Annotated in this window: 25 protein-coding genes and 1 pseudogene; 12 read left to right on the top strand and 14 right to left on the bottom strand. The window is 64.0% G+C overall.

Features of this window, described 5'->3' with window-relative positions:
* Positions 1–44: 44 nt before the first annotated feature.
* Complete coding sequence (locus BLR68_RS14830; RefSeq protein ID WP_018185839.1) at positions 45–1,934, bottom strand: winged helix-turn-helix transcriptional regulator; 1,890 nt, start codon at positions 1,932–1,934, stop codon at positions 45–47.
* Between the two features lie 587 nt (positions 1,935–2,521).
* Entirely contained in the window at positions 2,522–2,743 is a 222-nt protein-coding gene (locus BLR68_RS14820; RefSeq protein ID WP_143015780.1) for a hypothetical protein, read from the bottom strand.
* A gap of 204 nt (positions 2,744–2,947) precedes the next feature.
* On the opposite strand from BLR68_RS14820, the gene BLR68_RS14815 reads away from it, so the two are divergent.
* Positions 2,948–3,190, top strand: a complete 243-nt coding sequence (locus tag BLR68_RS14815) for a hypothetical protein (RefSeq protein WP_018185836.1) — start codon at positions 2,948–2,950, stop codon at positions 3,188–3,190.
* Positions 3,191–3,202: 12 nt separating this feature from the next.
* On the opposite strand, the gene BLR68_RS14810 is transcribed toward BLR68_RS14815, so the two are convergent.
* The 3 genes from BLR68_RS14810 to BLR68_RS14800 are packed head-to-tail and all read right to left on the bottom strand — an operon-like array spanning position 3,203 to position 5,005.
* Positions 3,203–3,778 carry a hypothetical protein gene (locus BLR68_RS14810; protein ID WP_018185835.1) on the bottom strand — a complete coding sequence of 192 codons (576 nt, stop codon included), beginning with the start codon at positions 3,776–3,778 and terminating at the stop codon, positions 3,203–3,205.
* 25 nt (positions 3,779–3,803) lie between these two features.
* A complete protein-coding gene (locus BLR68_RS14805) occupies positions 3,804–4,412 on the bottom strand; it encodes an RES domain-containing protein (protein WP_018185834.1) in 609 nt (202 codons plus the stop codon).
* Positions 4,409–5,005: a hypothetical protein gene (locus BLR68_RS14800; protein WP_143015779.1), complete on the bottom strand. Its 597-nt coding sequence runs from the start codon at positions 5,003–5,005 to the stop codon at positions 4,409–4,411. The genes BLR68_RS14805 and BLR68_RS14800 overlap by 4 nt, the downstream gene beginning before the upstream one ends.
* A gap of 147 nt (positions 5,006–5,152) precedes the next feature.
* On the opposite strand from BLR68_RS14800, the gene BLR68_RS14795 reads away from it, so the two are divergent.
* The 5 genes from BLR68_RS14795 to BLR68_RS17750 all read left to right on the top strand — a co-directional run bounded on the left by BLR68_RS14795 (position 5,153) and on the right by BLR68_RS17750 (position 10,195).
* A complete protein-coding gene (locus BLR68_RS14795; RefSeq protein WP_018185832.1) occupies positions 5,153–5,752 on the top strand; it encodes a hypothetical protein in 600 nt (199 codons plus the stop codon).
* A gap of 24 nt (positions 5,753–5,776) precedes the next feature.
* On the top strand, positions 5,777–6,802 hold the full coding sequence (rhuM, locus tag BLR68_RS14790; protein WP_018185831.1) for a virulence RhuM family protein/type II toxin-antitoxin system death-on-curing family toxin: 1,026 nt from the start codon (positions 5,777–5,779) through the stop codon (positions 6,800–6,802).
* A 445-nt stretch (positions 6,803–7,247) separates the two neighbouring features.
* A complete protein-coding gene (locus BLR68_RS14785; RefSeq protein WP_018186393.1) occupies positions 7,248–8,348 on the top strand; it encodes a tyrosine-type recombinase/integrase in 1,101 nt (366 codons plus the stop codon).
* Positions 8,296–8,691, top strand: a complete 396-nt coding sequence (locus tag BLR68_RS14780) for a helix-turn-helix domain-containing protein (protein ID WP_371129968.1) — start codon at positions 8,296–8,298, stop codon at positions 8,689–8,691. The genes BLR68_RS14785 and BLR68_RS14780 overlap by 53 nt, the downstream gene beginning before the upstream one ends.
* A 400-nt stretch (positions 8,692–9,091) precedes the next feature.
* On the top strand, positions 9,092–10,195 hold the full coding sequence (locus BLR68_RS17750) for a recombinase XerD (RefSeq protein ID WP_143015710.1): 1,104 nt from the start codon (positions 9,092–9,094) through the stop codon (positions 10,193–10,195).
* 28 nt (positions 10,196–10,223) lie between these two features.
* Here BLR68_RS17750 and BLR68_RS14765 read toward each other — a convergent pair whose 3' ends face one another.
* Positions 10,224–10,508 (bottom strand): helix-turn-helix transcriptional regulator, encoded by a 285-nt coding sequence (locus BLR68_RS14765; RefSeq protein ID WP_081626436.1) that lies wholly within the window; start codon positions 10,506–10,508, stop codon positions 10,224–10,226.
* Positions 10,509–10,700: 192 nt separating this feature from the next.
* On the opposite strand from BLR68_RS14765, the gene BLR68_RS14760 reads away from it, so the two are divergent.
* Positions 10,701–11,153, top strand: coding sequence for a hypothetical protein (locus BLR68_RS14760; RefSeq protein WP_018186390.1), 453 nt, complete (start codon positions 10,701–10,703; stop codon positions 11,151–11,153).
* Positions 11,150–11,962: a metallophosphoesterase family protein gene (locus BLR68_RS14755; protein ID WP_018186389.1), complete on the top strand. Its 813-nt coding sequence runs from the start codon at positions 11,150–11,152 to the stop codon at positions 11,960–11,962. Before BLR68_RS14760 ends, BLR68_RS14755 begins: the two co-directional genes overlap by 4 nt.
* Here BLR68_RS14755 and BLR68_RS17745 read toward each other — a convergent pair.
* Complete coding sequence (locus tag BLR68_RS17745; protein WP_026302823.1) at positions 11,938–12,186, bottom strand: hypothetical protein; 249 nt, start codon at positions 12,184–12,186, stop codon at positions 11,938–11,940. The genes BLR68_RS14755 and BLR68_RS17745 overlap by 25 nt on opposite strands.
* A 207-nt stretch (positions 12,187–12,393) precedes the next feature.
* Here BLR68_RS17745 and BLR68_RS17740 point away from each other — a divergent pair, with 207 nt between their 5' ends.
* Together BLR68_RS17740 and BLR68_RS14745 are read left to right on the top strand one after the other, a co-directional pair.
* Positions 12,394–12,876: a hypothetical protein gene (locus tag BLR68_RS17740; protein WP_143015709.1), complete on the top strand. Its 483-nt coding sequence runs from the start codon at positions 12,394–12,396 to the stop codon at positions 12,874–12,876.
* A complete protein-coding gene (locus BLR68_RS14745; RefSeq protein WP_018186387.1) occupies positions 12,873–13,454 on the top strand; it encodes an HAD domain-containing protein in 582 nt (193 codons plus the stop codon). Before BLR68_RS17740 ends, BLR68_RS14745 begins: the two co-directional genes overlap by 4 nt.
* A gap of 458 nt (positions 13,455–13,912) precedes the next feature.
* On the opposite strand, the gene BLR68_RS14740 is transcribed toward BLR68_RS14745, so the two are convergent.
* The 3 genes from BLR68_RS14740 to BLR68_RS14730 all read right to left on the bottom strand — a co-directional run bounded on the left by BLR68_RS14740 (position 13,913) and on the right by BLR68_RS14730 (position 16,331).
* Positions 13,913–14,152 carry a hypothetical protein gene (locus BLR68_RS14740; RefSeq protein WP_256335276.1) on the bottom strand — a complete coding sequence of 80 codons (240 nt, stop codon included), beginning with the start codon at positions 14,150–14,152 and terminating at the stop codon, positions 13,913–13,915.
* 113 nt (positions 14,153–14,265) lie between these two features.
* A complete protein-coding gene (locus BLR68_RS14735; RefSeq protein WP_081626435.1) occupies positions 14,266–15,180 on the bottom strand; it encodes a cutinase family protein in 915 nt (304 codons plus the stop codon).
* Positions 15,181–15,503: 323 nt separating this feature from the next.
* Positions 15,504–16,331 (bottom strand): ubiquitin family protein, encoded by an 828-nt coding sequence (locus BLR68_RS14730; RefSeq protein ID WP_018186385.1) that lies wholly within the window; start codon positions 16,329–16,331, stop codon positions 15,504–15,506.
* Between the two features lie 1,548 nt (positions 16,332–17,879).
* On the opposite strand from BLR68_RS14730, the gene BLR68_RS14725 reads away from it, so the two are divergent.
* Positions 17,880–18,818, top strand: coding sequence for a NaeI family type II restriction endonuclease (locus tag BLR68_RS14725; protein ID WP_051082774.1), 939 nt, complete (start codon positions 17,880–17,882; stop codon positions 18,816–18,818).
* Here BLR68_RS14725 and BLR68_RS14720 read toward each other — a convergent pair whose 3' ends face one another.
* The gene (locus tag BLR68_RS14720) at positions 18,819–19,799 is read right to left on the bottom strand and encodes a DNA cytosine methyltransferase (protein ID WP_018186383.1); all 981 of its coding nucleotides are present in this window, start codon (positions 19,797–19,799) and stop codon (positions 18,819–18,821) included.
* 236 nt (positions 19,800–20,035) lie between these two features.
* On the opposite strand from BLR68_RS14720, the gene BLR68_RS14715 reads away from it, so the two are divergent.
* Positions 20,036–20,725, top strand: a complete 690-nt coding sequence (locus tag BLR68_RS14715; protein WP_018186382.1) for a CatA-like O-acetyltransferase — start codon at positions 20,036–20,038, stop codon at positions 20,723–20,725.
* Here BLR68_RS14715 and BLR68_RS14710 read toward each other — a convergent pair.
* The 3 genes and pseudogenes from BLR68_RS14710 to BLR68_RS14700 form a co-directional block, all read right to left on the bottom strand.
* Positions 20,697–21,591, bottom strand: a pseudogene (locus BLR68_RS14710) (IS5 family transposase). The gene BLR68_RS14715 and the pseudogene BLR68_RS14710 overlap by 29 nt on opposite strands.
* Before the next feature lie 10 nt (positions 21,592–21,601).
* The gene (locus tag BLR68_RS14705; protein WP_256335275.1) at positions 21,602–22,042 is read right to left on the bottom strand and encodes a very short patch repair endonuclease; all 441 of its coding nucleotides are present in this window, start codon (positions 22,040–22,042) and stop codon (positions 21,602–21,604) included.
* On the bottom strand, positions 22,042–22,639 hold a 598-nt coding region (locus BLR68_RS14700; protein WP_218123338.1), incomplete at its 5' end, for a hypothetical protein. The genes BLR68_RS14705 and BLR68_RS14700, both read right to left, overlap by 1 nt.

The raw sequence follows: 22,639 nt of genomic DNA, 5'->3' as shown, positions 1-22,639 counted from the left end.
GTTGCCGTCGAGTTACCCGCGCTACCTCGGCCAGTACCCTGCGGTCATGCAGCGAGGACGAGCTCCCGGTCGAGGATCCCGTCGAGAACGAGCTCTCGAGCTCGACGGTGGTCGCCACGTTTGCTGGGGCCTCGTGGATATGCAACGAAGTCTGGACGGTCGTTTCCGACGAAGATGGCCTTCGCGCCCTTGCGCTTCTTGAAGCGTCGCTCCATCCAGACGACCTCGGCCTGCCACCACGCCCACACAGCGCGCTCGAGTTCGTAGCGCTTGCGACGCTCCTCGAGGTAGCCGTCGACGCCTAGTCGTTTCGCGATGAGATCCCTTGTGCCGGGGGAGTAGCGACGCCAGCCGCCTCGGATCCGTTCGATGAGGCCAGATGCATGGAGTCGGCGGAGCCTGCGTCGCAAGAGGTCTGCGTCGATCCCGGTTTCCTTCATCAGCTCGGCCGTGCTCAGCGTTCCGTCTTCGGGTAGGTGCTGGAAGATCAGACCGCTGGTGCGCCCGAGGGAGTGTGGGGCGGTGAAGACGTCGTGTCTCAGAAGTTCCAGTCGGGTTCCGATTTCGTGGATGAGGTTCTGCTGGAGGGGGAGGGTGGGCTTGTGTTCGGCGCGCATACGCGCTTGTGTCCGGCTTGTGCCTTCTTCCCCTGGGGAAAATCGTTCGGCGAGTGCGTAACGGGCGGCGTGCACACCTTCGGCCTCGGCTACCCGGGTGATCCAGGTGCCGCAGAGGGCGCGCAGGGCGTCGCTGACGGTGGTGCGTCCGTAGCCGGTGTCGGCGGACAGGCGGCGAACGTCGGCTTCGACGATGTGGCGCGAGCTCTGCAGCATGTAGAGGCAGAGGGCATCCAGGACTGCCCGCTGGCTGCGGGTACCGCCGACGCGCGGGTTGCGGGCAGCCCAGAGCCCTGGGACGGCATCCGCGGCGGCCAGGGCCTGCTGGACGACGGTCGTGACGTCTGCGATTCGCTCCCGGTACTCGGGGTCATCCCCAGTCGCGTTCAGGGGGTGGGTAGCGACGAACCGGACGGCGTAGTTCCAGATGTTGCGCAGGACCTTGGCGGTGGATGCCGGTGTGCGCTTCACGCGCTTGTCGCCGACGCGTCGGGTGCGTGCGTGCTCGAGGCCCGCGGCGCCGGTGGCGACAGCCTCGACGATGTCGTCGTACGACCAGCGGGCGTTGGCGGCGGCGATGAGGACGCGGGAGAGGGTGTGGGAGGCGTCTGGCCCCGCGGGGCCGCGCAGAGTGTCCTCCATCGCCATGCTGAGGCGGCGCTTCACGCCCATGATCTTCGGATTGCCGGCGGCGTCGGTGATGGCGCCCTTGGGGAGCTCCGTCTCGGTAGCGGGTAGCTCCGCCCCGAGGTCGATGAGGAGGGCCGTGAGCTGCTTGACGGTGTCTGCGGGGGCCTCGTGCGAGCTGATGAGCCCGAGGTCCCCCTGGGGGTCTGAGAAGCCGCTCTCGCGGTGGGGCGCGTAGGGCGGGCGAACGCATCCGGCTGCGGCGTTCTGGAGGGGCTTCGTGTCGAGGGTGGGGAGGATGCTGTGGGCGTAGTCTGCGAGGTCCCGCACGGCGGCGGCGTCGGCGGGGGCGGACAGGCGCACCCAGACGTGGCGGCCGCCGCTGGGGCCGGAGATGCATGTCAGGTGCGGGATGTTCAGCTCGTCGAGCCAGTACGCCATCCGCAGTGCGTCCCGGGCGGCGTTGCCCTGGGAGGTGTCGAAGTCGAAGCAGAGGTAGCGGAAGAGCTGGTCATCGCCGGCCAGGAGCATCGCCCACGTGGTGGAGGGTGCGGGCCCGTCGAGCGGCACGAGGCGGTGGTAGTCGTTCAAGACCTCGCCCGATGCAGCGCGAGCGGCGACACGGATGGTGTCCCTGGGCGAGAGGCTGCGCGCGATCGCCCACGCTTCATCGCGTGTGTAGGGCGACACGCCAGACGTCCGGCGTGTCGTTTCTTCCAAGCTGGAGTGCATGCGTGTAGACATGACTCATCCACCTCCCCTCGAGGTGCGTATGAAGGCCCCGGCGCCAACCGGGACGTTCGACTGCTGTTTCTCTCGACCTGACCGCCGTGTCGCCAAACTCTTCGGACGGGTCGAGCAATGAGCTCTACGGGCCCCGCACTCGCCAAAGTGCAGGGGCCCGCTCTCGTTTACGGCGACATGCCGCGGCCTCCGTCCATGACGGGCGTGCGACGGCCGCAGAGCGCGACGGTCGAGTTCGAGGTGTGCGTGAGCGCACGGGCAGTGGGGGAGTCGCAGGTCTGCGTCGAGATCACGCCGGCGGGGCTTAGCCACGCACGCCGGGCGTTGAGGGTCTCTTGCGAGGGCGTGGTCCGGGATTCGGACGACGACACGCTCGCGTTGCGCGAGAGAACACTTCTCTCGCGCGTGTCTTCGGCTATGATGAAGACACCTCCCAATCTGGTGAACGGGTGGTAGTACGGACCGGGGTTTGGCGACTAGGTCCGACTCAAATCTGATGTGGGGCCCCGTCTTAGGACGGGGCCCTTACTCATTCAGCTCGCTATCTGCTGGTCGCTGAGCTCCTTCGAGTTCGAGAGGCTGCTCGGCGCCGAGCCGATGGGCACGACAGTGGACGGAAGCAGCGGGCTTTCGCCGATGAGCTCGAGAGCTTCGAGCGCTTCCGTGGAGCGGCCGGGCTTGGGAGCCTGGTCCGGCATGCCCAGTGCGTGGGCCGCCAGAGCGACCATGTACTCGCCGGGCGTCATGTCCAGCATCTGCGCATTGCGCCGGAGGACTTCACCCAACGGTAGGTACGGCTTCGCGATGATTGCGTCGCGTTCACCCTTTGATGGCCTGCCCATGGGCACAAGCATGGAGGGTTTTTCGTTTCTGTCGCGGAAACCCGTTCGGCGTGTCTGGCATTCAGGAACCCAAAACGTTCGTCGCTCCGACGATTACCCCACCAGTAGGGTTGCGCCATGCGCCTGCTGCCCATCCCGGACGCCGACGGCAACCCGACCATGTGGATCAACGCTGACCACCTCGTCAGCGTACAAGCCCTCACCCACGGGGGCGAGAAGGGCATCGTCCTCACCGTTGAGCTGAAGGTTGACGGGATGCCCCTTCACCGAGTGAGACTGGGGGAGTACCTCGAGAAGGCGGACGCCGACGCGGCGTTCGCGCGGTTCCTCGACACCTTGCAGGGTAAGGCGGGGGAGTAGGGGAGTGGCTGGTCAGGCCTTCGACAGCTCTGCCCACTCGGTGCCGGTCCAGTAGAGAGTCCGCTCGTTGACGGCACCCTGCTTCAGGAACTGCGCGTAGACCTTTGCGGCGTCGTCGAGCGCGCGGGTGACCTTCGTGTACTGGAGCACCTGGTCGTCCTCTTCGACTGCGGCGAGGTCGGCGTCCGCGAGGAGGATGAGCGTCCCGGCCTTGACGGCTCGAGCCAGGGTGCGGCGGAGGTCGAACTCGCTGAACAGGGCGTCCGCGAACGATGCGACATCGTGCGGTGTCGATGACGGGTAGTTGCCGCCATAGGTGAGGTCGAAGTCCCAGTGTTCGGCGACGTACGCCTCGAGCTCTTCGCGAGCCTCGCGGCTGGCGGGGGAGACGAAGGTCTCACCTCCGTTGCCGTCCTGGTGGATGTCGGCGATGGCTGTGCGTCCGCGTTTGATGGTGGCGCTGTACGCCTCGCCCTCTCTGCCGTTCATCTTCTTGATGTTCGACACTGAATAGGGGCCGAACTCACCGCGGCTGAGCGTGGCGGTTGTGCGGATGCGGTCGGTGTGCGCGTTCGAGGTGTTCGTCATGGCCTCTTCATGCGCGGTGTGCCGGTCAGATGAGCGTCAGGCTCCTCGAGGTCGGCATGCCGGCAACTCGGAACCCGGCGTCCAGACACGCCTGCCGCCCGTCCTTGACCTTCACCTCTGTGTACGCGGGGTCGGGCACCGGACCTGGGGGACCGAAGAGCGCCCAGGAGTTCCTGGCCCCGGTGGTGAACGCGGAGCCGTAGCGGACCCCCTCGAACATCGCCGCGAAGAAAGCGGCCGCCCAGGCCTGGGGGACGGTGTAGTCGTCCATCGTCGTGAGCGCCCGCACGACGCCGAACTGGGCCGCCGCATCATCTCCCGTGTCTGCGCACCGATAACTCCGCGGCGCCGTGAGCTTCGACACGACGAAACCGTCCGCGATCACGGGCTCCACGATCGAGCCCGCCTCCTCCCGCACCTTCTCCCGGACCGCGGTGTCTTCGCCCTCGGCCACGTAGCAGGTGCCGTCGGGGGAGGGGAGGTCGAACCGGCCAGTCAGGCTCGAGGAGAAGTACCACGCCCCGTACGACGCGCCGTGGGCGCGGTAGACGGCTTCGCCGGCGGGGAGGGTGGATGGGGGGAAGCGTGCGGTGACCGCACCGGCCTTCGGTGGGGCCTGAACTGCCGTCGTCATGCAGCCCAGGCCGCCGCCGTGTTGCGCGCTTCGAGCACGAGATCTTCGATACGTCCGCTGGGGCGCTCGTCGGTAACGCTCAGAGCGCGGGTGTCGGCGAGCTCGTCGATGCGACGCCGGATCTCCCCATCCGGGCGCTTGCGCGGCTTGTTCAGCCACTGCGCCCACATCAGCGGAGCGTCGGGGCCTTTGGCGAGTTCGGCGAGCACGCGGTCCAGACCCGGGACGAGGTGACCATTCTGGACCTGGAAAGCCGGGTAGACACTCAGGTTGTCCGCCGTCGTCAGGCGCAAGACGCGGTGCGCGGCAACTGCCTTCCAGAGCGCCTGCCGGCTGATGCCGAGCTCGCGCTGCAGACTGCCGCTGGTGTAGCAGGGGCCGATGACATCAGGCCATGGGTTCCGCTCCGGCAGCCGAGAGGTGAGCACCCTCGTGATGTCGTCCGCGTTGCTGTCTTCGAGTCCGGGGTATCCCAGAAGGATCTCCCTGAGCCGGTCTGCGACCTCGTCCGCGACCTTGTGGCGGCGGGCGGACACGTCCGCTGGCGCCCCACGGCGGCGGCCACGTTCGGGCTCTTTCACTGCGTGTGCCATGTTCACTCCCAAGTCAACCGCGTCAACCATTCTCGCGCGGTGGGGAGCTGATGTCAACCACGTCAACCTGGAGACTGGCGATGTTCTAGGACTGAGCGGCGGGGGAGTGGTGCACCACCCGGCGCCGCGTACATCGAGGATATGAGTGTGACGACCGATGCGGAACGTGACCGCAACCGACGCCAGAACGGCCAGTTCGGCGCTGGCTCCAACACCGAGCCCGAGGTCGCCCTCGCGCCCGCCGAGCGGCCGAAGTCGGCAGCGCGGATCCGGAAGGAAGAGCGCCTTCGCGAGCGCGCCGGCGACGGCCCGTACGCGGACCTGCTGTTCAGCATCGAGGGTGAGCCTGTCACCGTCCCCACCCGCGTGAACGGCAAGGACGTCGTCGGTGCCTCGCCACTGTCCATCGGCATGATGGGCCCGCTCGACGGACGCCGGACAGTCGCCTACGCCGACGGCACGACCCAGTACGTCGACGAGAAGAGCATCGAGCGCGACCTCCCGCCGCTCCCGCAGCCCGGCCAGCCGGTGACGATCGTGGACGTCAAGGCGATGGACCTGCGCCCCGGCGACATCATCGTCACCATCGCCGATGACGGGCCCAGCTACCGGCAGGTGCACACCGCCGGCGAGTACATCAACATGGAACGCAACCGCCGCGAGGTCGCCCTGTGCTTCACCGACGCGCCCGAGCAACAGGTCACGTACATGAACGTCGATGTGGAGATCGTCGAGCGGCCCAGCTGAACGCCCGAGAGACAGTAGACACGCATGAGCAACCTTCCCGACCGAGGCAAGACCACCTCGAAGTCGAACACGAAGTCCTTCGCGCCCAAGGTGAACTCAGCGCCTGAGGTCGGCCTCGAGCCGACCGGCGCGTCGGCCACGGTCGAGCTCTACGAGTCTTCCGACGGCAGTGTCTCGTTGCCGATGCGCGTCGAGGACGACACCGTGTGGGCGACCCAGGCACAGATGGCGGAACTGTTCGGCACGTCGCGACGCAACGTGGGGCTCCACCTGGACAACGCCTACCGGGAACAGGAGCTCGACGAGTCAACTAGGAAGGATTTCTTCCAGGTTCGGCAGGAGGGGGCGCGCGAGGTGAAGCGTGCCGTCGCGCACTACGACCTCGACGCCATCATCTCCGTCGGCTATCGGGTCCACTCACCTGAGGGCGTGCGCTTCCGACGTTGGGCCACCGGTGTCCTTCGCCAGCGGATCCTCGACGAGAACGCCGCCCGCCTCCGCCACATGGACCAGGTCACCGAGCTCCTCGCCACCTCGAGCGACGAGCAACTCGCCAGCATCGGGCGCATCATGCAGCGCTACAACGGGGACCTGGACCGCCTGGCCGACTACGACCGTGGCGAGCTCGAAACGCCCACGGAGGCACCGGCGAGCACTCGGATCGCCATCGACGACGTCGAGCGCATCGTCGCCGAGCTCCGCGACCGGTACCCCGGAGATGAGCGTCTCGGCATCGCGAAGGACGACTCGATTCACGGTGTCCTCGGCCAGATCGACCAGACGTTCGCCGGCGAAGCCCTGTACCCGACCGCGCAGGAGAAGGCCGCCAACCTGCTTTACATGGTCGTCAAGGACCACCCCTTCGGCGACGGCAACAAGCGCACCGGTGCCGCCCTGTTCGCCTACTTCCTCGACCGGAACGGCATCGAGGTCGAGAAGGCGATCCCAGGGAACATGCTGACCGCACTGACGCTCATCGCCGCCGCCAGCGACCCGACGAAGAAGGACGAGACCGTCGCCCTCATCCGGAGCCTGCTCAGCGCGGACTGAAGCCCGCAGCTGCGCGACATGGCCCACCAGCGGAACACCGGCGACTACGGTGCCTATTACCCGGGGCTCAGCGGTGATTGCACTGCGGAATGCCCTCGCGAGTGGTGACACCGCTGCAGAAAGCCCAGATCGAGGTTCGGCGTGCCGGGCGATCGCGCTCAACCCCCTCTCGAACGTTCGCCGATAATGAATCTTATGTCAACTCGACCATCCATTATTGCATCGGATGAAACCCTGTTCCCCATCACTCAGTAGGCGCAACGGTACAGCACTCCCCAGATTGAGCGGCATGATTCCGCGCTGATTGGGGCGCTCCCCAGATCGCTCGTGCCACACACGCACTCCCGGCGGAGGTGCGACCTGGCCTTTACCCGCTTTCAACGAGGATGGTTGCGCGGATGTTTCATCTGATGCAAGATACCGTCATCTGACGAAAGGGGTCGCCGTGCCAATCGACATCATGGAGTACGCGAGGAGGACGCCGGGGATCACGCTCCTCCACCCTGAGGAGCAGATGTTCGACGAGATGCTGCTCGGCTGGCGACGGCAGCAACTCGCGCGGAATCTGTCGATCAACACGATCGACGGGCGGGAGAAGGCTGTGCGGCGATTCATGAAATCGACGAACACCTATCCCTGGTTGTGGACTCTTGAACAGGTTGACGAGTTCTTTGGCGACCGCCGGGAAATCCACGGAAATCAGCGCACGACGGTACGGAGTTACCAGGATGCGCTGAAGCTTTTTACGGACTACATCTGCTCCCCCGCGTACGCCTGGGCGGAGCGCTGTACCGATTTGTTCGGAACCCATCCTGTTCGGGTTATTCATCAATGGAATATGGCGAGGCACATCCAGGAGGCAGAGCACGGAGGGCGGCGCCGACCGTTTCGGCATGCGGAGCTGCAACTGTTCTTCGACCGCGCGGACGATGAGGCGGACATCATCGCCCGGCGCGGCAGAAAGGGCTGGGCGGCCGCGTTCAGGGACAGCACCCTATTCAAGCTTGCGTACTGTTTTGGGCTACGAAGGAACGAGATTCGTCATCTGGAAACATTCGACTTCAGTCGCAATCCGCATGCTCCGGAGTTCGGAAAGTACGGTCACCTCAATGTTCGATTCGGAAAAGCTATGAGAGGTTCGGACTACAAACAACGAAATGTGTTGGCCGTCTTTCCATGGGGATCAGACATCCTCGCCGAGTGGATCGAACGCGGACTACCCCTGTTCGGTCCGCAGACCGCCCTCTTTCCTACAGAGCGAAACACTCTCGTCTCAGAGTCCGCCCTGAATGATCGATTCCGGACATACCGCGACGACCTGGGTCTGGGCACCGAACTCAAGTTCCACTCGTTCCGTCATTCATATATCACGCACCTCATTGAGGCGGGATTTGATCCCCTCTTCGTGCAACAACAGGTCGGTCATGAGTACGCTTCCACCACCGCTCTGTACACCGGGGTATCGAGCAACTACAGGATCAAGACGCTTCGGGATGCTCTTGACGGCACGATCGGCCAAGCTCTCAAGCTCGGAGTGGAGAACTGAAATGCGCCGGAAAGCTGATTACACCTGGAATTTGGCAGAGCTCATGGCTCGGAACTCCATGCACAACTCAACCGACCTGGCCCCACACCTGGTCAACCGAGGCATCGACCTCTCCCCCGCGCAGATATGGCGGCTTGTCACTCAGCGGCCAGAACGTCTCTCCCTTCCGCTTCTGGCGGCGCTCTGCGACATCTTCAACTGCAGTCCAGCCGAGCTCATATCCGTGCACTCTGAGGACGCGTCCACCATTAGGAAGGCAGTGAACGAGGTAGCGAACCTGCGCTCGACCCCCGGGAAGGCTCGTCCTCGACGAGCGCGAGTACTTCGGGATGATGTTGAGTAGCGAATCTCGTCGGCCAAAAGGTCGGCCGCGAGCGTCCGGCGATGCCGTGTGCGCCCGATGCGGGGAACGTGGCTCTGACTCAACAACCAAATATTCGTTCCCTGAAGGGATCATTTGTGGACGCTGCTACGAGAAGGCCGTTCACACCCATGGGCCGTGCGCCACCTGTGGTTCAGACCGTCTACTCCCCGGCCTGAATGAGTATCGTGAGCCGATTTGCGTGACATGCGCGGGACTAGATCGCGACTTCCGTTGCACCCGGTGCGCGACCGAAGGTGCAATCTTCCGCAAGGGTCTTTGCGAGAGATGCGCTCTAAGCGACGACCTCAATGCCCTCCTCGGGCACCCGTCACACAGCAGCCGCACTGATCTAGCTCACCTCAGAGACTATCTTCTTCGGGTGGAGCGCCCCGCCAGCACGCTCACCTGGCTCCGCTCAGCAAAGGTCAAAGCTCTTCTCCGTTGGCTCGCCGAAAACCCCGAGCCAGTGACACACGCGGCACTCGATGCACTCCCCCAGTCTCCCGCTGTGCGGCACTTGCGGTCGCTCCTCACCGGGACAGGCGTACTGGGACACCGAGATGAGTCGCTGACCCGTTTCGAAGTCTGGGTTCGGGCGAAAGTTGCGCTGTTCGCCGGCGAACATCGACGGGCCATCGAACGGTATGCCATCTGGTACCACCTGCGCCGAGTCAGGCAACTGAGTAGCCTCGGTCAGGACACGCATCCGGCGGTGCACAACGCGAAGCAACAAGTCACAGCTGCAGTCAACTTTCTCGTATGGCTCCAGGAAAGGCACGTGCCGCTGGCGCACTGCGAGCAGACGGATGTCGACACTTGGCTCACTGAGGGAAATACGAGTCGATATACCGTTCGCGGCTTTCTGGAGTTCACGAGAGAGGCGCGGATAGCCCCTCCGCTTTTTGTACCAACACGACATGCACGCGCACGGACGAGGCGGATCACAAGTGAAGAGAGACTCGCTCGGATTCGGTATTACCTCACCGACGAGTCGCTCACCTTGTCGGCCCGGTCTGTCGCACTCCTTCTGCTGCTGTACGGGCAGCCGCTCAGCCGTGTCGCGGCCATGAGGTTGGATGCGATTCGTGACAGTCCTGAGGAGGGCATGTCGATCACGTTCAGTGACGATCCCGTCCCTGTGCCGCCTCCGTTCGACGACGTTCTGCGTCGACACATCGTGTCGCGGGCGCGCACACGCACAGTGTCTGTGAGCGCCAACCCCTTCCTGTTCCCGGGCTTACGTGCCAGCAGCCATATCTCCCGTGAGCAACTCAAAGCAGAACTCAACATGGCGGGGGTGGATGTACTGGCTGCGAAGAACACCTCGCTCGACGAACTGGTTGCTGCGATGCCGGCTCCGGTCGTCGCGGACGCGCTTGGCTATAGCTACGGTGCGCTGAGCAAACACGAAGAGTATGGCGGGCTGCGCTATCGGCGCTACGTGCACGGAATGCACCCCGGGGATGGCGCTGACGAGTCTTGAAGAGGTCGTGCGCGCGACAGCCTCGACATCAACGAGAGCGTAGGTCTGGCGGATCGGCCGGGAGCAGATCTGCCAGTTCTGCCTGTAGAACTTGAGCGAGTGCAAGAAGAGCACGGAGGCGGGGGTTCATCGGCTCGCCAGGCTTGGAGAGGCCTCGCTCATACTTTTGGTACGTCCAGCGGGACAGCCCAGCCCCGTAAGCTACGTCCTCCTGGCTCAGCCCGCGCGCGATCCGGGCTGCGTGCAGATTCAGCCCGAGTTGGCGGCCATACGCGGCCCACTGCTCCGACGCCTCTGATCCACCCTGCTGCACACTTCAAGGCTCCTCACATGCCTAACTTGTGTGGCCTAACTGGTGTGGCATAATCGTCAAGCCATACGAAACAATCTGTCCTCGCTGCGGCGCCGGTGCGCCCTCGAACTGCACGTGTGATGCCGTAGACGACAGTCGGGTCGAGTCGTCGAGCGGCTCCGTGTCAGAGTCGGCCCTGATTGTTGAGATGTTGTGACCGTCGACACGCGACCAATATGGTGGCGAGCTATCGAGGGAAACCCGCCCACTGAATGGGACCTCGCCTTCGAAGGCCTGACCGGCGACGAGCTGGCGGACGAGTGGGGTCTTGCCGCCGCAGTTCTCATCGCACGTGTGCGCCGCAAGACCGGTCAGGGACCCACCTTCGCCGAGCTCTTCGAAGCCCTACTGCCCGAGACCAGTTACATCCACCCGAGGTGGCCCAGTGGCGTCACCCGGTCCGCTCGAGCTCAGACGATGCGGCTCTTCCGACTTCATGTCGCGATCGAGTGGAAGCGTCGAGGGTGGATCAACTTCGACACCAACGTGTCCCGAAGCTTGCGAGTCGGGCGCGCGTTCCGCCAGCAGTCACGTCAGCGCCAGGCTGATCGTCGGGACCGTGCCAAGAAACAATCGAGCGGGCTGCGCGGAGGCGACCCCTCATGAAGGTGCAGGGTACCGCGGCCGCGATCGACCTCCCTGATCGCCGCGTTGCGGTGTGCGGAGACTGGCACGGTCAATGTGGCTGGGCCCGGCTGGTACTCAGGGGCCTCTCGCGGATCGCGCCGGACGTGTCCACCGTGATCCATGTCGGCGACTGGTCGATGAACCTCAGCAAGAGTGACGAGATCTGCGCCGCGTTCGGGATCGAGCGTGTTCTGGTGGTTCCGGGCAACCACGACTATCCCGCCCTATCGAATGTGCTGAATACGCACCCCGGTGTGGCCGTTCGTGTGAGTCGAAGCTCCTGGCTATTGCCCAGGCCCTTCAGGATGAGCGTGGGCGGTCGGACCGTGCTCGCCCTCTCTGGTGCCACCTCGGTCGACCGGTACTGGCGGCTCCCGAATGAGTGGTCGTCGGACGAGACCATCAGGGATGAGGATGTGGCCGCGGCTATCAGCGGGGGGCCTGCGGACATCATGGTCACCCACGAATCCCCGTCCGACACCCCGGTCCGCGCAGTCCGTCACATCCTCCGCACGAACCCTCTCGGTTTCCCCCGCGAGTCAATCGTCGAGTCGGCCGCGTCGCGCGTGCGTGTCCGTCAGGTGTGGGATGCCGTCAACCCGAAGCTCGCGTTCCACGGGCATATGCACGCCACCGGTGGGGGCACCACCCCGGATGGCCGTCGGCTGATCAGCCTGGGCTGCAACGGGCAGGAAGGCAATGTCGCGATCGTGGACTTGCGTGATCTGTCCACCGAGGTGCCGTCGCTGCGTGAGCTCCGCGCTCACGAGGCAGAGACGGAGAAGTAGCGGTGGGTGCGGGCACGGAGAGCGAACCAGTCGATGACCGGCACCGACCCGTCGTCGCAATCGAGCTGGAAGGTCTGCTCGCCGTCGACAAGGACCCCCCACCGCGCTTCGCGGCGATGAAGTATCCCCGCGAGGCCGAGACGCCCGATGACGCCGCCGGGGAGACGGAGTGCAGTGAGGGTGATGAGCCCGGTCGGGGGGACCGGTGGGGGTGGCTGTCCCATGACGGCCGATCGTGGGTGCTCAGCCTTCTCGCTCGCGGTATCGAGGTTGTCTGGTGGTCACGGTGGCACGACTCTGGGTACGAGTACTTCGGTCACGCCCCGGGCCTGCCGCGGATGCCTTCCGCGCGACATCCCGACAAGTCCGGCGACCCGTCGCCTAGCGAGTTCGTGGAGTCACCGCTCCATATGCGGGCCAAGGGACGCCCGTTGCTGATCGTCACCAACCTCCGGCTACAGAAGGTCGAGGAGGACTACATCCGCTCGCGCCGTCCCGCAGACCGGGCGATCACTGCGCTGAGGACGATCACACGGTCCGACGGACACGCCCTCACCACGATGGCGGAGATGGATGGGTGGCTCGCGCTCGCACGCACTGCCCCGGGCCAGGAGGCTCTGCGACGTCACCGGCGGAGGATGCGCGCGCGGCCTCCCCGCGACGCGCCACGGACCGTGCCGATCGGAGGACGGCTTCCCCCGAGGGCTGAGGTCGACTTACTAAACGAACGGTTCCCGATTGTGGACGCGTGGGTCACGCAACTCATCGGCGGGATCCGAGGTGTACTCCAGGAGCGAGGCTACGACCTGGCTGACCTCGGCTCCGTCAAGGAGATCGTGGGACTGATCGAGGCCGTGATCAAGCAAGCCGATAGTGCCCGCAAGACTGACCCGAACAGGAAGACAGACGCATGAACGAATCGAACCGCCCCATCATCGCCTTCGACTTCGACGGCGTGATCCGCATCCCAAACGCGAGACCCGGCATGGAGTACCGCGACAACATCCTCACCGCCGAGATCGCGATCAGTGAAGACGCGTTCCCGACCGAGCACCACATGCCACCCCTCTGGGACGAGCACGGCCTCTGGCGCGAAAGGCATTCCTTCTCAGGCGCCGCCGTCGACTGGATCCGCAGCCTCCTGGCGCGCGACGTCGAAGTCGTCTGGGCGACCACCTGGGTCCAGTACGTCAACCAGCACTTCAGCCGCCCTCTCGGTCTTCCATCCCTGCCCGTCGCTGTTGTCAACGACGGCATCCACGACGAGGACGCGATCATCTGGAAGGCGAGGCAGCTGGCCGAGTACCGACCAGGCCACCCGCTGCTCTGGATCGACGACGAGATCCAACCCACCTGGGCAGGCGCGTTCCACTTCGCCCGACGAAAGGGTGGAAGCGACGCCACCCGCTATCACCGCGTCACCGACCGCGAGAGAGGGTTCACCTCCGCCGATGCGGACGCGTGCGAGCAGTGGGTGGCTCGACGGTTGTGATCAGCCACCTCCTCGAGGCGCACATCGGTATTTCGGGGTGATCGCGTCGAGCCACCACGACGACGCACATCAAGCTGGCAGTGAATGCCCCCACTCCAGGATCGAACCCGAACCCGCGTCACGAATCGCAGCAATACCTGCAAGCCGCCTTGCAGAGAAGCATGCATTGGATATCCCTGCCGTGAAGGGGAATGAGCTGGTCTGAAGAACCCTCGCGGACGCGGCACTCGGTGGCCGGTGCCGGTGCCGGTGCCGGTGGGCAAGTGTCGGGGAGCTCGCGGACGAGGCAGGTGTCCCGTCGCGAACCGGTTATCTCGCTCTCGAGAAACTCATCCAGGTCGGCGCCGTTGACACGCGGTCACCGGGGATCTCCACGACGAACCCGGGAAGCTCCTCACCATCCTCGCGGCGCATCTGGAGTCGACGGCCCGAAGCCGACCGAGCCGCGCGAATCTGCCTCAGGTCATCGCCTGATCGAATAAGAACAGTGCTAGAAACAGGCCGGCGACAATCATGGCACTGCTCAAAAGAGGCAGCCAGGCGAGATCGATCTGTTTGCGCCAAGCCACCACGACGCCGACGGCCGTAACGACGAAACTGCCGACCGTGAAGGCGAAGAACAGCATGCCGGCTCGGTCAGCCCCTGCCCAATCACAGTCGGGCGAACAAGCGTTACCGGCGAAGATGGTGTGCCACACCCAGATCCCCGTTGTGACGACGGCTGTTACGACCTGCAGCACTGCGACGGCAGCGACTGCCCCTCCAGCTGTTCGCCCTGATTTCGCCACACGGACAGTATTCCGCGTCATGGTCAGTTGAAGTTGTCGGTTACGTACATGTACCAGTTGAAGACGTCCTGGGTCTTGCCGGTGTACGAGTTGTGAGCCGTGTCACTCCACGCCCCCGTGTACGGGCTGCGACATGCCCAGTCGCCAACGTTGCAATAGGCGCGGACACGAGGAAAGTACCCCGACGTCGTGCTCGACAGGTTGTCGTAGTTCCAGCCGTAGAACCGGTAACCGTTGTTGATTGCGGTCGTCCTGGCATCGGTCCGCTTAAGGAAGCCATTCGATGCCGATACGCCTTTCGCGTTCCACTTTTGGTTCTGATTCGTTGAGGGATCGCCGTAGACAGCTGCTGCGTCGATGAAGGCCGCCGTGCTAGTCCCTGCGAGATTCCAAAGAGTTCTAGTGACAACATCGGCGCCGCCTGAGTGGCCAGCCAGAAGAATCTTCGGCACCCTCGGGCAGGCGATGATCGACTTGATCTCATCCGACAGAAGCCGCACGCCCTCATTGACCTGCGCTTCGTAAAAGTTGTCCGACCCTGACGACGCAGTCCATGCCAGGCTCTCCGTCCAAACCGGGAAACCCGCGCCGAAGTCCGACCGCATCTTGGTGACCAGCGGTACGAGCTGATCTCCGTGACCCCCGCTGAGCCAGACTCTGCCGTCGCGAAGATTGCTGCCTTTCGACGCATCAACTCCTCGGGCTGTGATCAAGACCGCGTAAGCGGAGCACTTACTAGTTGCGACCTCGGCGTTCGCTGGCGGCCCAACGACGAGGGCGGCGATCAAGCCGAGGAAGGCCGCGATGGTCGTGAGGAGGCGGCGTCGTGACCCGCCTGCGATGTGATTACTACTTCCCCGAACGTCACTTCGTCGCATCAACGGCACCCTTGTCGTCAGTTTTTTGAGGTCTTCGAATCGGCTTTGAGCGCGCCCCATGCTCGCCGTTGCTCAAGCTAGCGGGAGTTGATCCCGCTATCAAGGATTAAATCCTCCAGGTGGATGAAAAGATCGGCGCTGTCGTTTGGAACTCCCCTCCGTCAGGTATCACGGCTGCCGAAATCGATCAATTCCGGCGCGGCCCCGAGAGTGAGTGGTGGGCTCCACCAGTGGGTCTGTCTTCGACTACGGCGCGCAACTTGTTCCGGGGAATTGGTCGCCGTCAAAGCCAACGAAGCGCGTGAGCGTCTCGTCAACTCCTCCACGGCGCTTAAGGCGAGGCTGACACACCGCGCATGCTCTGGGGCTGACGCCCGCTGACTTCACTCGGAGCCGGGCATGGGGTGAAGCGTTCGACTCGAGAGCGACTTCCTCGCTGTGCGGAGCCGGCTGCCGAGAGCAGAGGTTCCGAACATCACGGTTGCACCACCTCCCACGATAAGGAAGCTTGTCGAGACGCCCACTAGCATCGCGGCGGATTCGAGCTCCGCCGTGGAGAGCTCCGCAGAAGAATCACGGAACACCAGTGACAGAACGAACAAGAGGATTCCCAACCCCACCATCGAGAATCCGATGATCTTCGCTGCCGTTTTAGACCGACGCGGGCCCACGTAGGTGTCCCGCCAAGAAACGAAATCGGTATCCATAGGTGCGTCTTTCAAGCGCAGGGAAGGCTTGCCGTCAGTCAGGAATGTCCATCTGGCGGCCATGCCGCGCCGCACAACCGATGGATGTATCAGAACGGTTCCGTTTGTGTAGCTCACCTCTAGAAGCGTCTCGTCGGCGCTCGCGACCCGATGTTCCAACTGGCTTACGATCGGTACGTTCAGCTCGACCCGAGCGTCCCGGCCGTTGAATACGTTCGTAGGGATATCCCGTCTGCCGTTCGCCCAGACGTCCACCGTCACCTCGTACGGGTCCTTTACGACGGTTCCGTTGATGACGTACTGCAAATGGTCGCCGCCGCGCCCTATTTCAGGCTTGGTCAAGCTTTCGCTCGTCGCCCAAACCCACAACTCGAAGTCGCCGCGGGCGCCCCTGCGACGTTCCACCATGATTGTCGCCACGATGCCCAGCGCGAAGAACACGAGGCCCTGAATCCACGGGTAGGCCGCCGCCCAGAAATCGAACTCGGTGCCCTGTGCGTCCATAGCGAGAAACTATCAGGCACCCCCAGTTCTCCGTGGCGGCGGGCTCCTAGGTGGATTCTGCATCCCAAATCCGATGGTTTTCGGCAGGGGCAAGCGACTGTGTCGGCGGTGACACCGGACGCGAACCCGGAGGAGTATGTGGGGCGTGAGTGCCAAAGCTCCCGGCGCGGCCGACTGACTCGGCCTCTTACGTCTGCCCGCACGTTCTCGATCGCACCCGCCCAATACTCCTCGTCATCCGAGAGTGTGACGGCGACTGGATCGCCGCGTGCGGCGGCGAAGACCAGGAACAGTCGACCGCGTCCTGGTTTGTCGTTGGCTGGGACCAAGTATTCGAACGGGATCCCGCAGTCGGAGGTATAGAAGGTCTAGAGCGCGGTGAAGCAGGGCAGTCCGAATTGACCGCCCGTGGGTGATCAGCCGCCCTTCATGAAGCGGCTGATGAATGACGCGGTTACAGTCTGCATCGACGAGGTGGAGCTCACATGAGAAGTTGTCGCCGACCGACCACTTCGTCCGCGCGGCTGTGGCCTCCTCAGCATGAAGGACGGTTATCTGATTGTCGACTGCAATGATCCGCTACGCGCCAGACGCTGTGAGGTTCGTTGGCTCAGCGCTTTGGCGATTCGTTCGGACATCTGGGCTTCGTGCCACAAGACCACACAGACGGTTCACTTTCATCGAGCGGGCCCTGAAACGGGTGCCGTTGCTCCGCCTCATCTACTTCGATGTCCGGCTCGATCTATAGATCACCGAGTCCCGTCCCCGGGACGGCGACCTGCCCAATCGATGCCGTACGACCAGAACGATCGATCGTGGGTCACCGGAGGAGCGCCGCGCCCCCGACTCGAGAGCCTGTGGAGAGACGCAGCATCTCGTGGTTCACCGCGCTAGCGTCGCCAGGAATGATGGCGGACGACGGATTCGATGACGGGCAGCAACCCCGATGTTCTCACTGCGGCACGCTGATGCGAGATGCGGCTGGCGGCTACGAGTGCTTGGGGTGCGGCCTCGTCGTTCTTCGTACTGCGACTCATCCGACATCCTGGTGATCGCACCCATTAGTCATCATGCTGCCGAAAAGGGTTGAGGATCCCGGTCAGGTCGGGATACACCCCTCCCGGCGGCAGGATCGGGTGAGAGCGTCGAGATGTAGGCGCGATGAACTCGCATCGTCGCGGCGCGTAGCGAGGTGGCGGGTGTGAGCTCGATCTCCCCGAACCAGCAGCGATAGAAAACGGCGCTGCCTGACAGCCGGATCTCCACATGCCCATAAGGTTCACCGTCAGGCGTCCCAAGCTCCCACCAACCCGGGCGATCCTCCCATGTAGCGAGTAGGGGGTGCCACGACGCCATAGCTCCGAGTTTCACACATTTGTTCTTTAAGCCGAGTGGCTGATCGAAAGTGCTCTGCTAGGCCTGCTGAGCCCGAACAAGTACTCGAGCAACCTACTAATCCACGCAGAAGCGCCGCAGCCGCGTCGAAAGCGGCCGCGCGATCCGTTCCTCGGCAAGTGCTGAAAGCTCAGCGTGGATAAGCTCGCCAGCATGGCAGATGATGTGCTCGCGGAATTCGAGCCGTTCCCAGACCCCGCGCTCCAGGAAGTAGCGGACGCGCTTCTCGAGCTCGACCCAACGGGTGCTCGATGGGCAGCTATCGTGCGACACACATACGACATGATCTACAACGGTCAGGAGACGGGCCGATTCCGGTGGGATCAGCTCATGAAGACTGAGAAGACCCACTTCGGCACGCTCTTCGAAATAAACGCGCAGCGCGAGTTCGAGTTCGATGGCGGCGATGCCACCGACTTCCGAATCGCGGGGCACCAAGTTGATGCCAAGTGGAGTCAATCGATGGGCGGGTGGATGTTACCGCCCGAAGTATTTGGCGAGCTTGCTCTCGTCGCGACAGGTGACGACGCAGAGTCGCGATGGTCGCTTGGGCTCGTCAGAGTGCGACAGGAGTATCGGCGCGAGGGGGGAAATCGCGACAAGAAAAGTCAGCTCAATGCCGCCGGCAGGAGCGCCGTCCGCTGGTTGTGGCGCGAGGCGCCACTGCGCCCGAACGTACTCTTGCAGCTGCCACGCCCGACCATCGACCACATCTTTGGCCACCGCGCCGGAACTCAACGCACCAACCGACTTTTCCGGGCCGCAGAGGGGATGATTGTGCACCGTAACGCCGTCGCCACAGTCAGCCGTCAGCTCGACCACCAGAAGCGCGTGCGCTACAACGGAGGTGCCCGTTCAGCGTTGAAGGGCGAGGGAATCATCATTCTGAGCGGCGCCTTCTACCCGCATCTGGCGGAATGGCTCGGCGTTCCCATTCCTCAGCGCGACGAGTACGTTTCGGTTCGAATTGTCCCAACCGAGAACGGCGACGGCGTGCCAATCGGCGCCGGCCGTTGGCGCAGAGCACAACCTGGGGAGGCGTCGACAGTACCCGCTCCGAGACTTCCGAAGGTCGGTTCTCGAGACGAGTGACTACGCGACGACGGAAAGTGCACGCCGCTTCGTTGCTTCTGCACCGATCGCGCGCTTGATCGCGCTGCCAACACCTTGCGCCACGGGCGGCGGGAACGCATTGCCGATCTGCCGGTAGACGGCGGTCTTCCGCCCGGAGAACTTCCACGACTCATCGAAGCCCTGAACACGAGCGACCATCTCGTTCGTCAATCGGGGAATATGACGGATTGGGTGATCCGCGGATGGCGCCTCATCGGCGACGCCCTTGCCATCGACGCCAAGCGCGAGCCACGCAGCCTTCGCACGAGTAGGCCCGAGATCAGCGCCACCGTGCTTCTTCGAACCGCCGACGATCGTCGGAGCGATCGCGTTCGCGCGCTTGGCCCACGCAGTCGCCCCCGCCCAGCCGTTGACACTCATGAGTGGCAGTAGAGTTTCGCCGACCACTCGCGGTGTACCGACGGCCCCGGGCCACTCGAACTGCTTGAACTTCGCTCCTTTGATGGCCACGAGGATGAAACGCGGACGTAGCTGCGGGACACCAAACTCCGAACTCAAGAGAAGTTGCCAGTCCGTCTGATAGCCGAGCTTTTCCAGCTCGCCCCGGATCGAGTCACGGTAAGTCTGGAATCGAGCGGACGCCAGTCCCTTCACGTTCTCAAGCATGACCGCAGCAGGTTTCGCCTCACGGACGAGCCTGATCGCCTCGGGGAATAGATCACGTTCGTCCTCGGCACCAAGCTGCTTACCCGCGACGCTGAACGGGGGGCACGGCACGCCTCCCGCAAGTAGATCCACACCGCGGTAGTCGCGCCCGTTGACCTCGCGTACGTCCCCCTCGTGTACGCGCCACTCAGGCCGATTCAGCCGCAATGTTGCTGCGGCATCGCGGTCGATCTCCACCGCCAGCTCGTGCCCGAACCCTGCCTGCTCCAGGCCATACGACTGCCCGCCGGCCCCCGCGCAGATCTCGAGGACGCTGAGGTCAGAGGAGGCCATATTGAGGTCCTTTCGGTTGCCGTACTGCCACCACAATGCCAGGGGCGTCTGACACTGTACCTTCCGCGTTAGTTGACCTGGACGAGCTGCCCCGGCGAGCCTCCGCGAGGCCGACGTTCGGCTACGGAAAGGACGGCTTCAGTTGCCAGCCCTAGGCCGTGTTGATCAAGGGGTTCGGGGACTTCTCGGCGGATGTTGAACGGTGACGCGTCGCTAGGTGCTGCGAGTATGGGCGAATGGTCCTGCCCGAACCGATTGACCTCGAAACGTGGACGCGCCGCGAGACGTTCGAGTACTACCGCGAGAAGGTGCCCTGCACCTACGCCATCACCGTCGAGATCGACGTGACCCAGCTCCTCGCTGCGCTGCGACGCACAGGGCGCAAGACCTACCTCGCGCAGGTCTGGGCGATAGCGAACGCTGTGAATCGTCGCCGTGAGTTCCGGATGGCGCTCACCGAGGATGGCGCGCCCGCGACGTGGCCCGTATTGCATCCAGCGTTCACCGTGTTCAACGCGGAACGCGAAACGTTCGCCGTGGTCTGGTCGCAGTACGACGGGGACTTCGTCGCTTTCCACGAGCGCACTGCCGAGGTGGTCGCGGATGCGGCATCCGCGACCACAATGTTCCCGCAGGGCGAGCTACCGCCCGACGTATTCGACGTCTCGAGCGTGCCGTGGACGCACTTCACCGGGTTCTCGCTTCAGATCGACGGTGGCCCCCGGCATCTGCTGCCCATCTTTACGATCGGCCGGCACCTCGAACGCGGCGGGCGCACGTTCATGCCGCTGGCCGTCCAGGCGCACCACGCCTCGGCCGACGGGTTCCATACGGCGCGGCTCGTCGACGACATCCGGGAACTGATGGCGATGCCGGAATGGGTGGAGCGCTCAGCCCTTAGGCCGTACCGATCAAGTCAGTCTTGATCCAGATCAGCGTGGAAGCGAGGCTGATCGCGGCCGGGTAGTTGCGAGCGGTCTTGTCTGAGCGCGGCGCGATGCCGCGCCATTGCTTGAGCCGGTTGAAGCAGCGCTCGACGACGTTCCGGCCGCGTTAGCGGGTCTTTTGCTGGTCGCCGAAGTCGATCGGCCGGCCCTGCTTCTTGCGACGGTGCGCGATCTGATCGTGCCGCTCAGGAATCGTCGCGGCGATCCCGCGGTCCTGGAGCCATGCGCAGTTCGCCTTCGACGGGTATCCCTTGTCGGCGAGCACCCGGTCGGGACGGGTGCGGGGTCTGCCCTTCCCGGCGCGGGGCACGCCGATGTCCTCGAGCACAGCGGTCGTCATCGTCGTGTCGTTGACATTCCCGCCGGTGACCATCATCCCCAGAGGTCTACCGCGGCCGTCGCAGACCAGATGCAGCTTGGTCGTCAGCCCGCCACGGGAGCGGCCGATGCCGTGATCAGGCGGCTCGAGCCACGGATTCTTGTGATTCGGCAAGGCCCCCTGTGTCCCGCTTCAGGGTCGCACCGTGCTGATGCACGCGCGCGATGGTCGAGCCGATGGAGACAACCCAGTCGATCTTCCCCGCAGCGTCGGCCTGCTTCTGCACCTCGGCAAGCAGCTTCTCCCAGGTGCCGTCCTCGGCCCACCGATTGAACCGCTTGTAGATCGAGTTCCACTTCCCGAACCGCTCCGGCACGTCCCGCCACGGCACCCCGGTGCGGTACTTCCACGCCATCCTTTCGACAGCGAGTCGATGATCTGTCCACGGCCGCGACCGCCCGGTCACCGTCGGCATCAACGCTCCTATAACCGACCACACCTCATCAGAGATTTCCTGCCGCGTCACCGTTCAAGACTCACCCAGCCAGTGGCGGAAGCACTTGATCACCACGGCCTAGGGGGACGTGTTCCCAAACGCGCACCACTATCCACCCAGCGGTGACCAGCGCGGCCGTGGCCGCTGCATCGCGCTCGACGGTGCGCGCAAGCTTGGGCAGCCAGTAATCTGCGTTCTTCGTCGGCCGCGACCCGTGCTCGGCGCAGGAGTGCCAGAAGCACCCGGCGACGAAGACGGCTAGCCGTTTGGCAGTTAACACAATGTCCGGTCGAACGCGCGCCCCTTCAAGGTCGAGGCAGAGGTCTTTCCGGAACCGGACCCCACGAGCGTGGAGCGCAGAACGCAGTGGGATCTCGGGTTTCGTGTCCGCGCGCCGAATAGCTGCCATGTTCCGACTGCGGCCCGGCGTCGTCGGGTCGACTCCAACACCGTCGGAGCAAGATAGGCCGTCCTTTGTCACTAGCTGACTACCGAGACGCCCACCGGCTTCAAGAAATCCCCCACCAACCACTCGTAAACCGCCTTGCAGAGTCGGCGATAACGTTCGGGATCAAGCTTCTGCCCGCCAGCAGTATCACCGTGTGCAATAGGATTTCGGATCGCAGATAGGTCATTGAGGCTGTCGCGCAGCGTGACGGTCAGGAAGACTCCAAACCGAGCCGCGTGATCGTCTCCGAAACGAGCCATGAGCTTCGCGAACGACTCTGCGTTCAGGTTCGGGGTTGTCCGGTAGAAGGACTTCGCGAACTCAAGCGCTGGGCCGGATGACTTTTCTTCCAGATACCGAAGGACACACTCATGCACCAGCCGCTCGAGGAACCCCGCACAGCGTAGGCAGAGGTAGCGGCGCAGATCGTCCTGAATACGGGTCTGGTCGATCGGGATGTAACCGATCGCGCTGTGATAACGCTCAAACTCAGCCTCCAGGCGAGACCACAGCTCGTACGCCTCTTTGTGAGCGATCGGTGTCGATTGCGTCGCGCTCATGGTGGCTTCAACCGATGAGTGCTTCGACCGCCGCGCGGAGCCGCCCAACGACACTGTCTCGGTGGGAGGT

The organism is Microbacterium sp. 77mftsu3.1 (genome assembly GCF_900100525.1).
In the GTDB taxonomy this organism is placed as follows: Bacteria; Actinomycetota; Actinomycetes; order Actinomycetales; family Microbacteriaceae; genus Microbacterium; species Microbacterium aquilitoris.
This window is presented reverse-complemented; position numbering and strand designations above follow the sequence as displayed.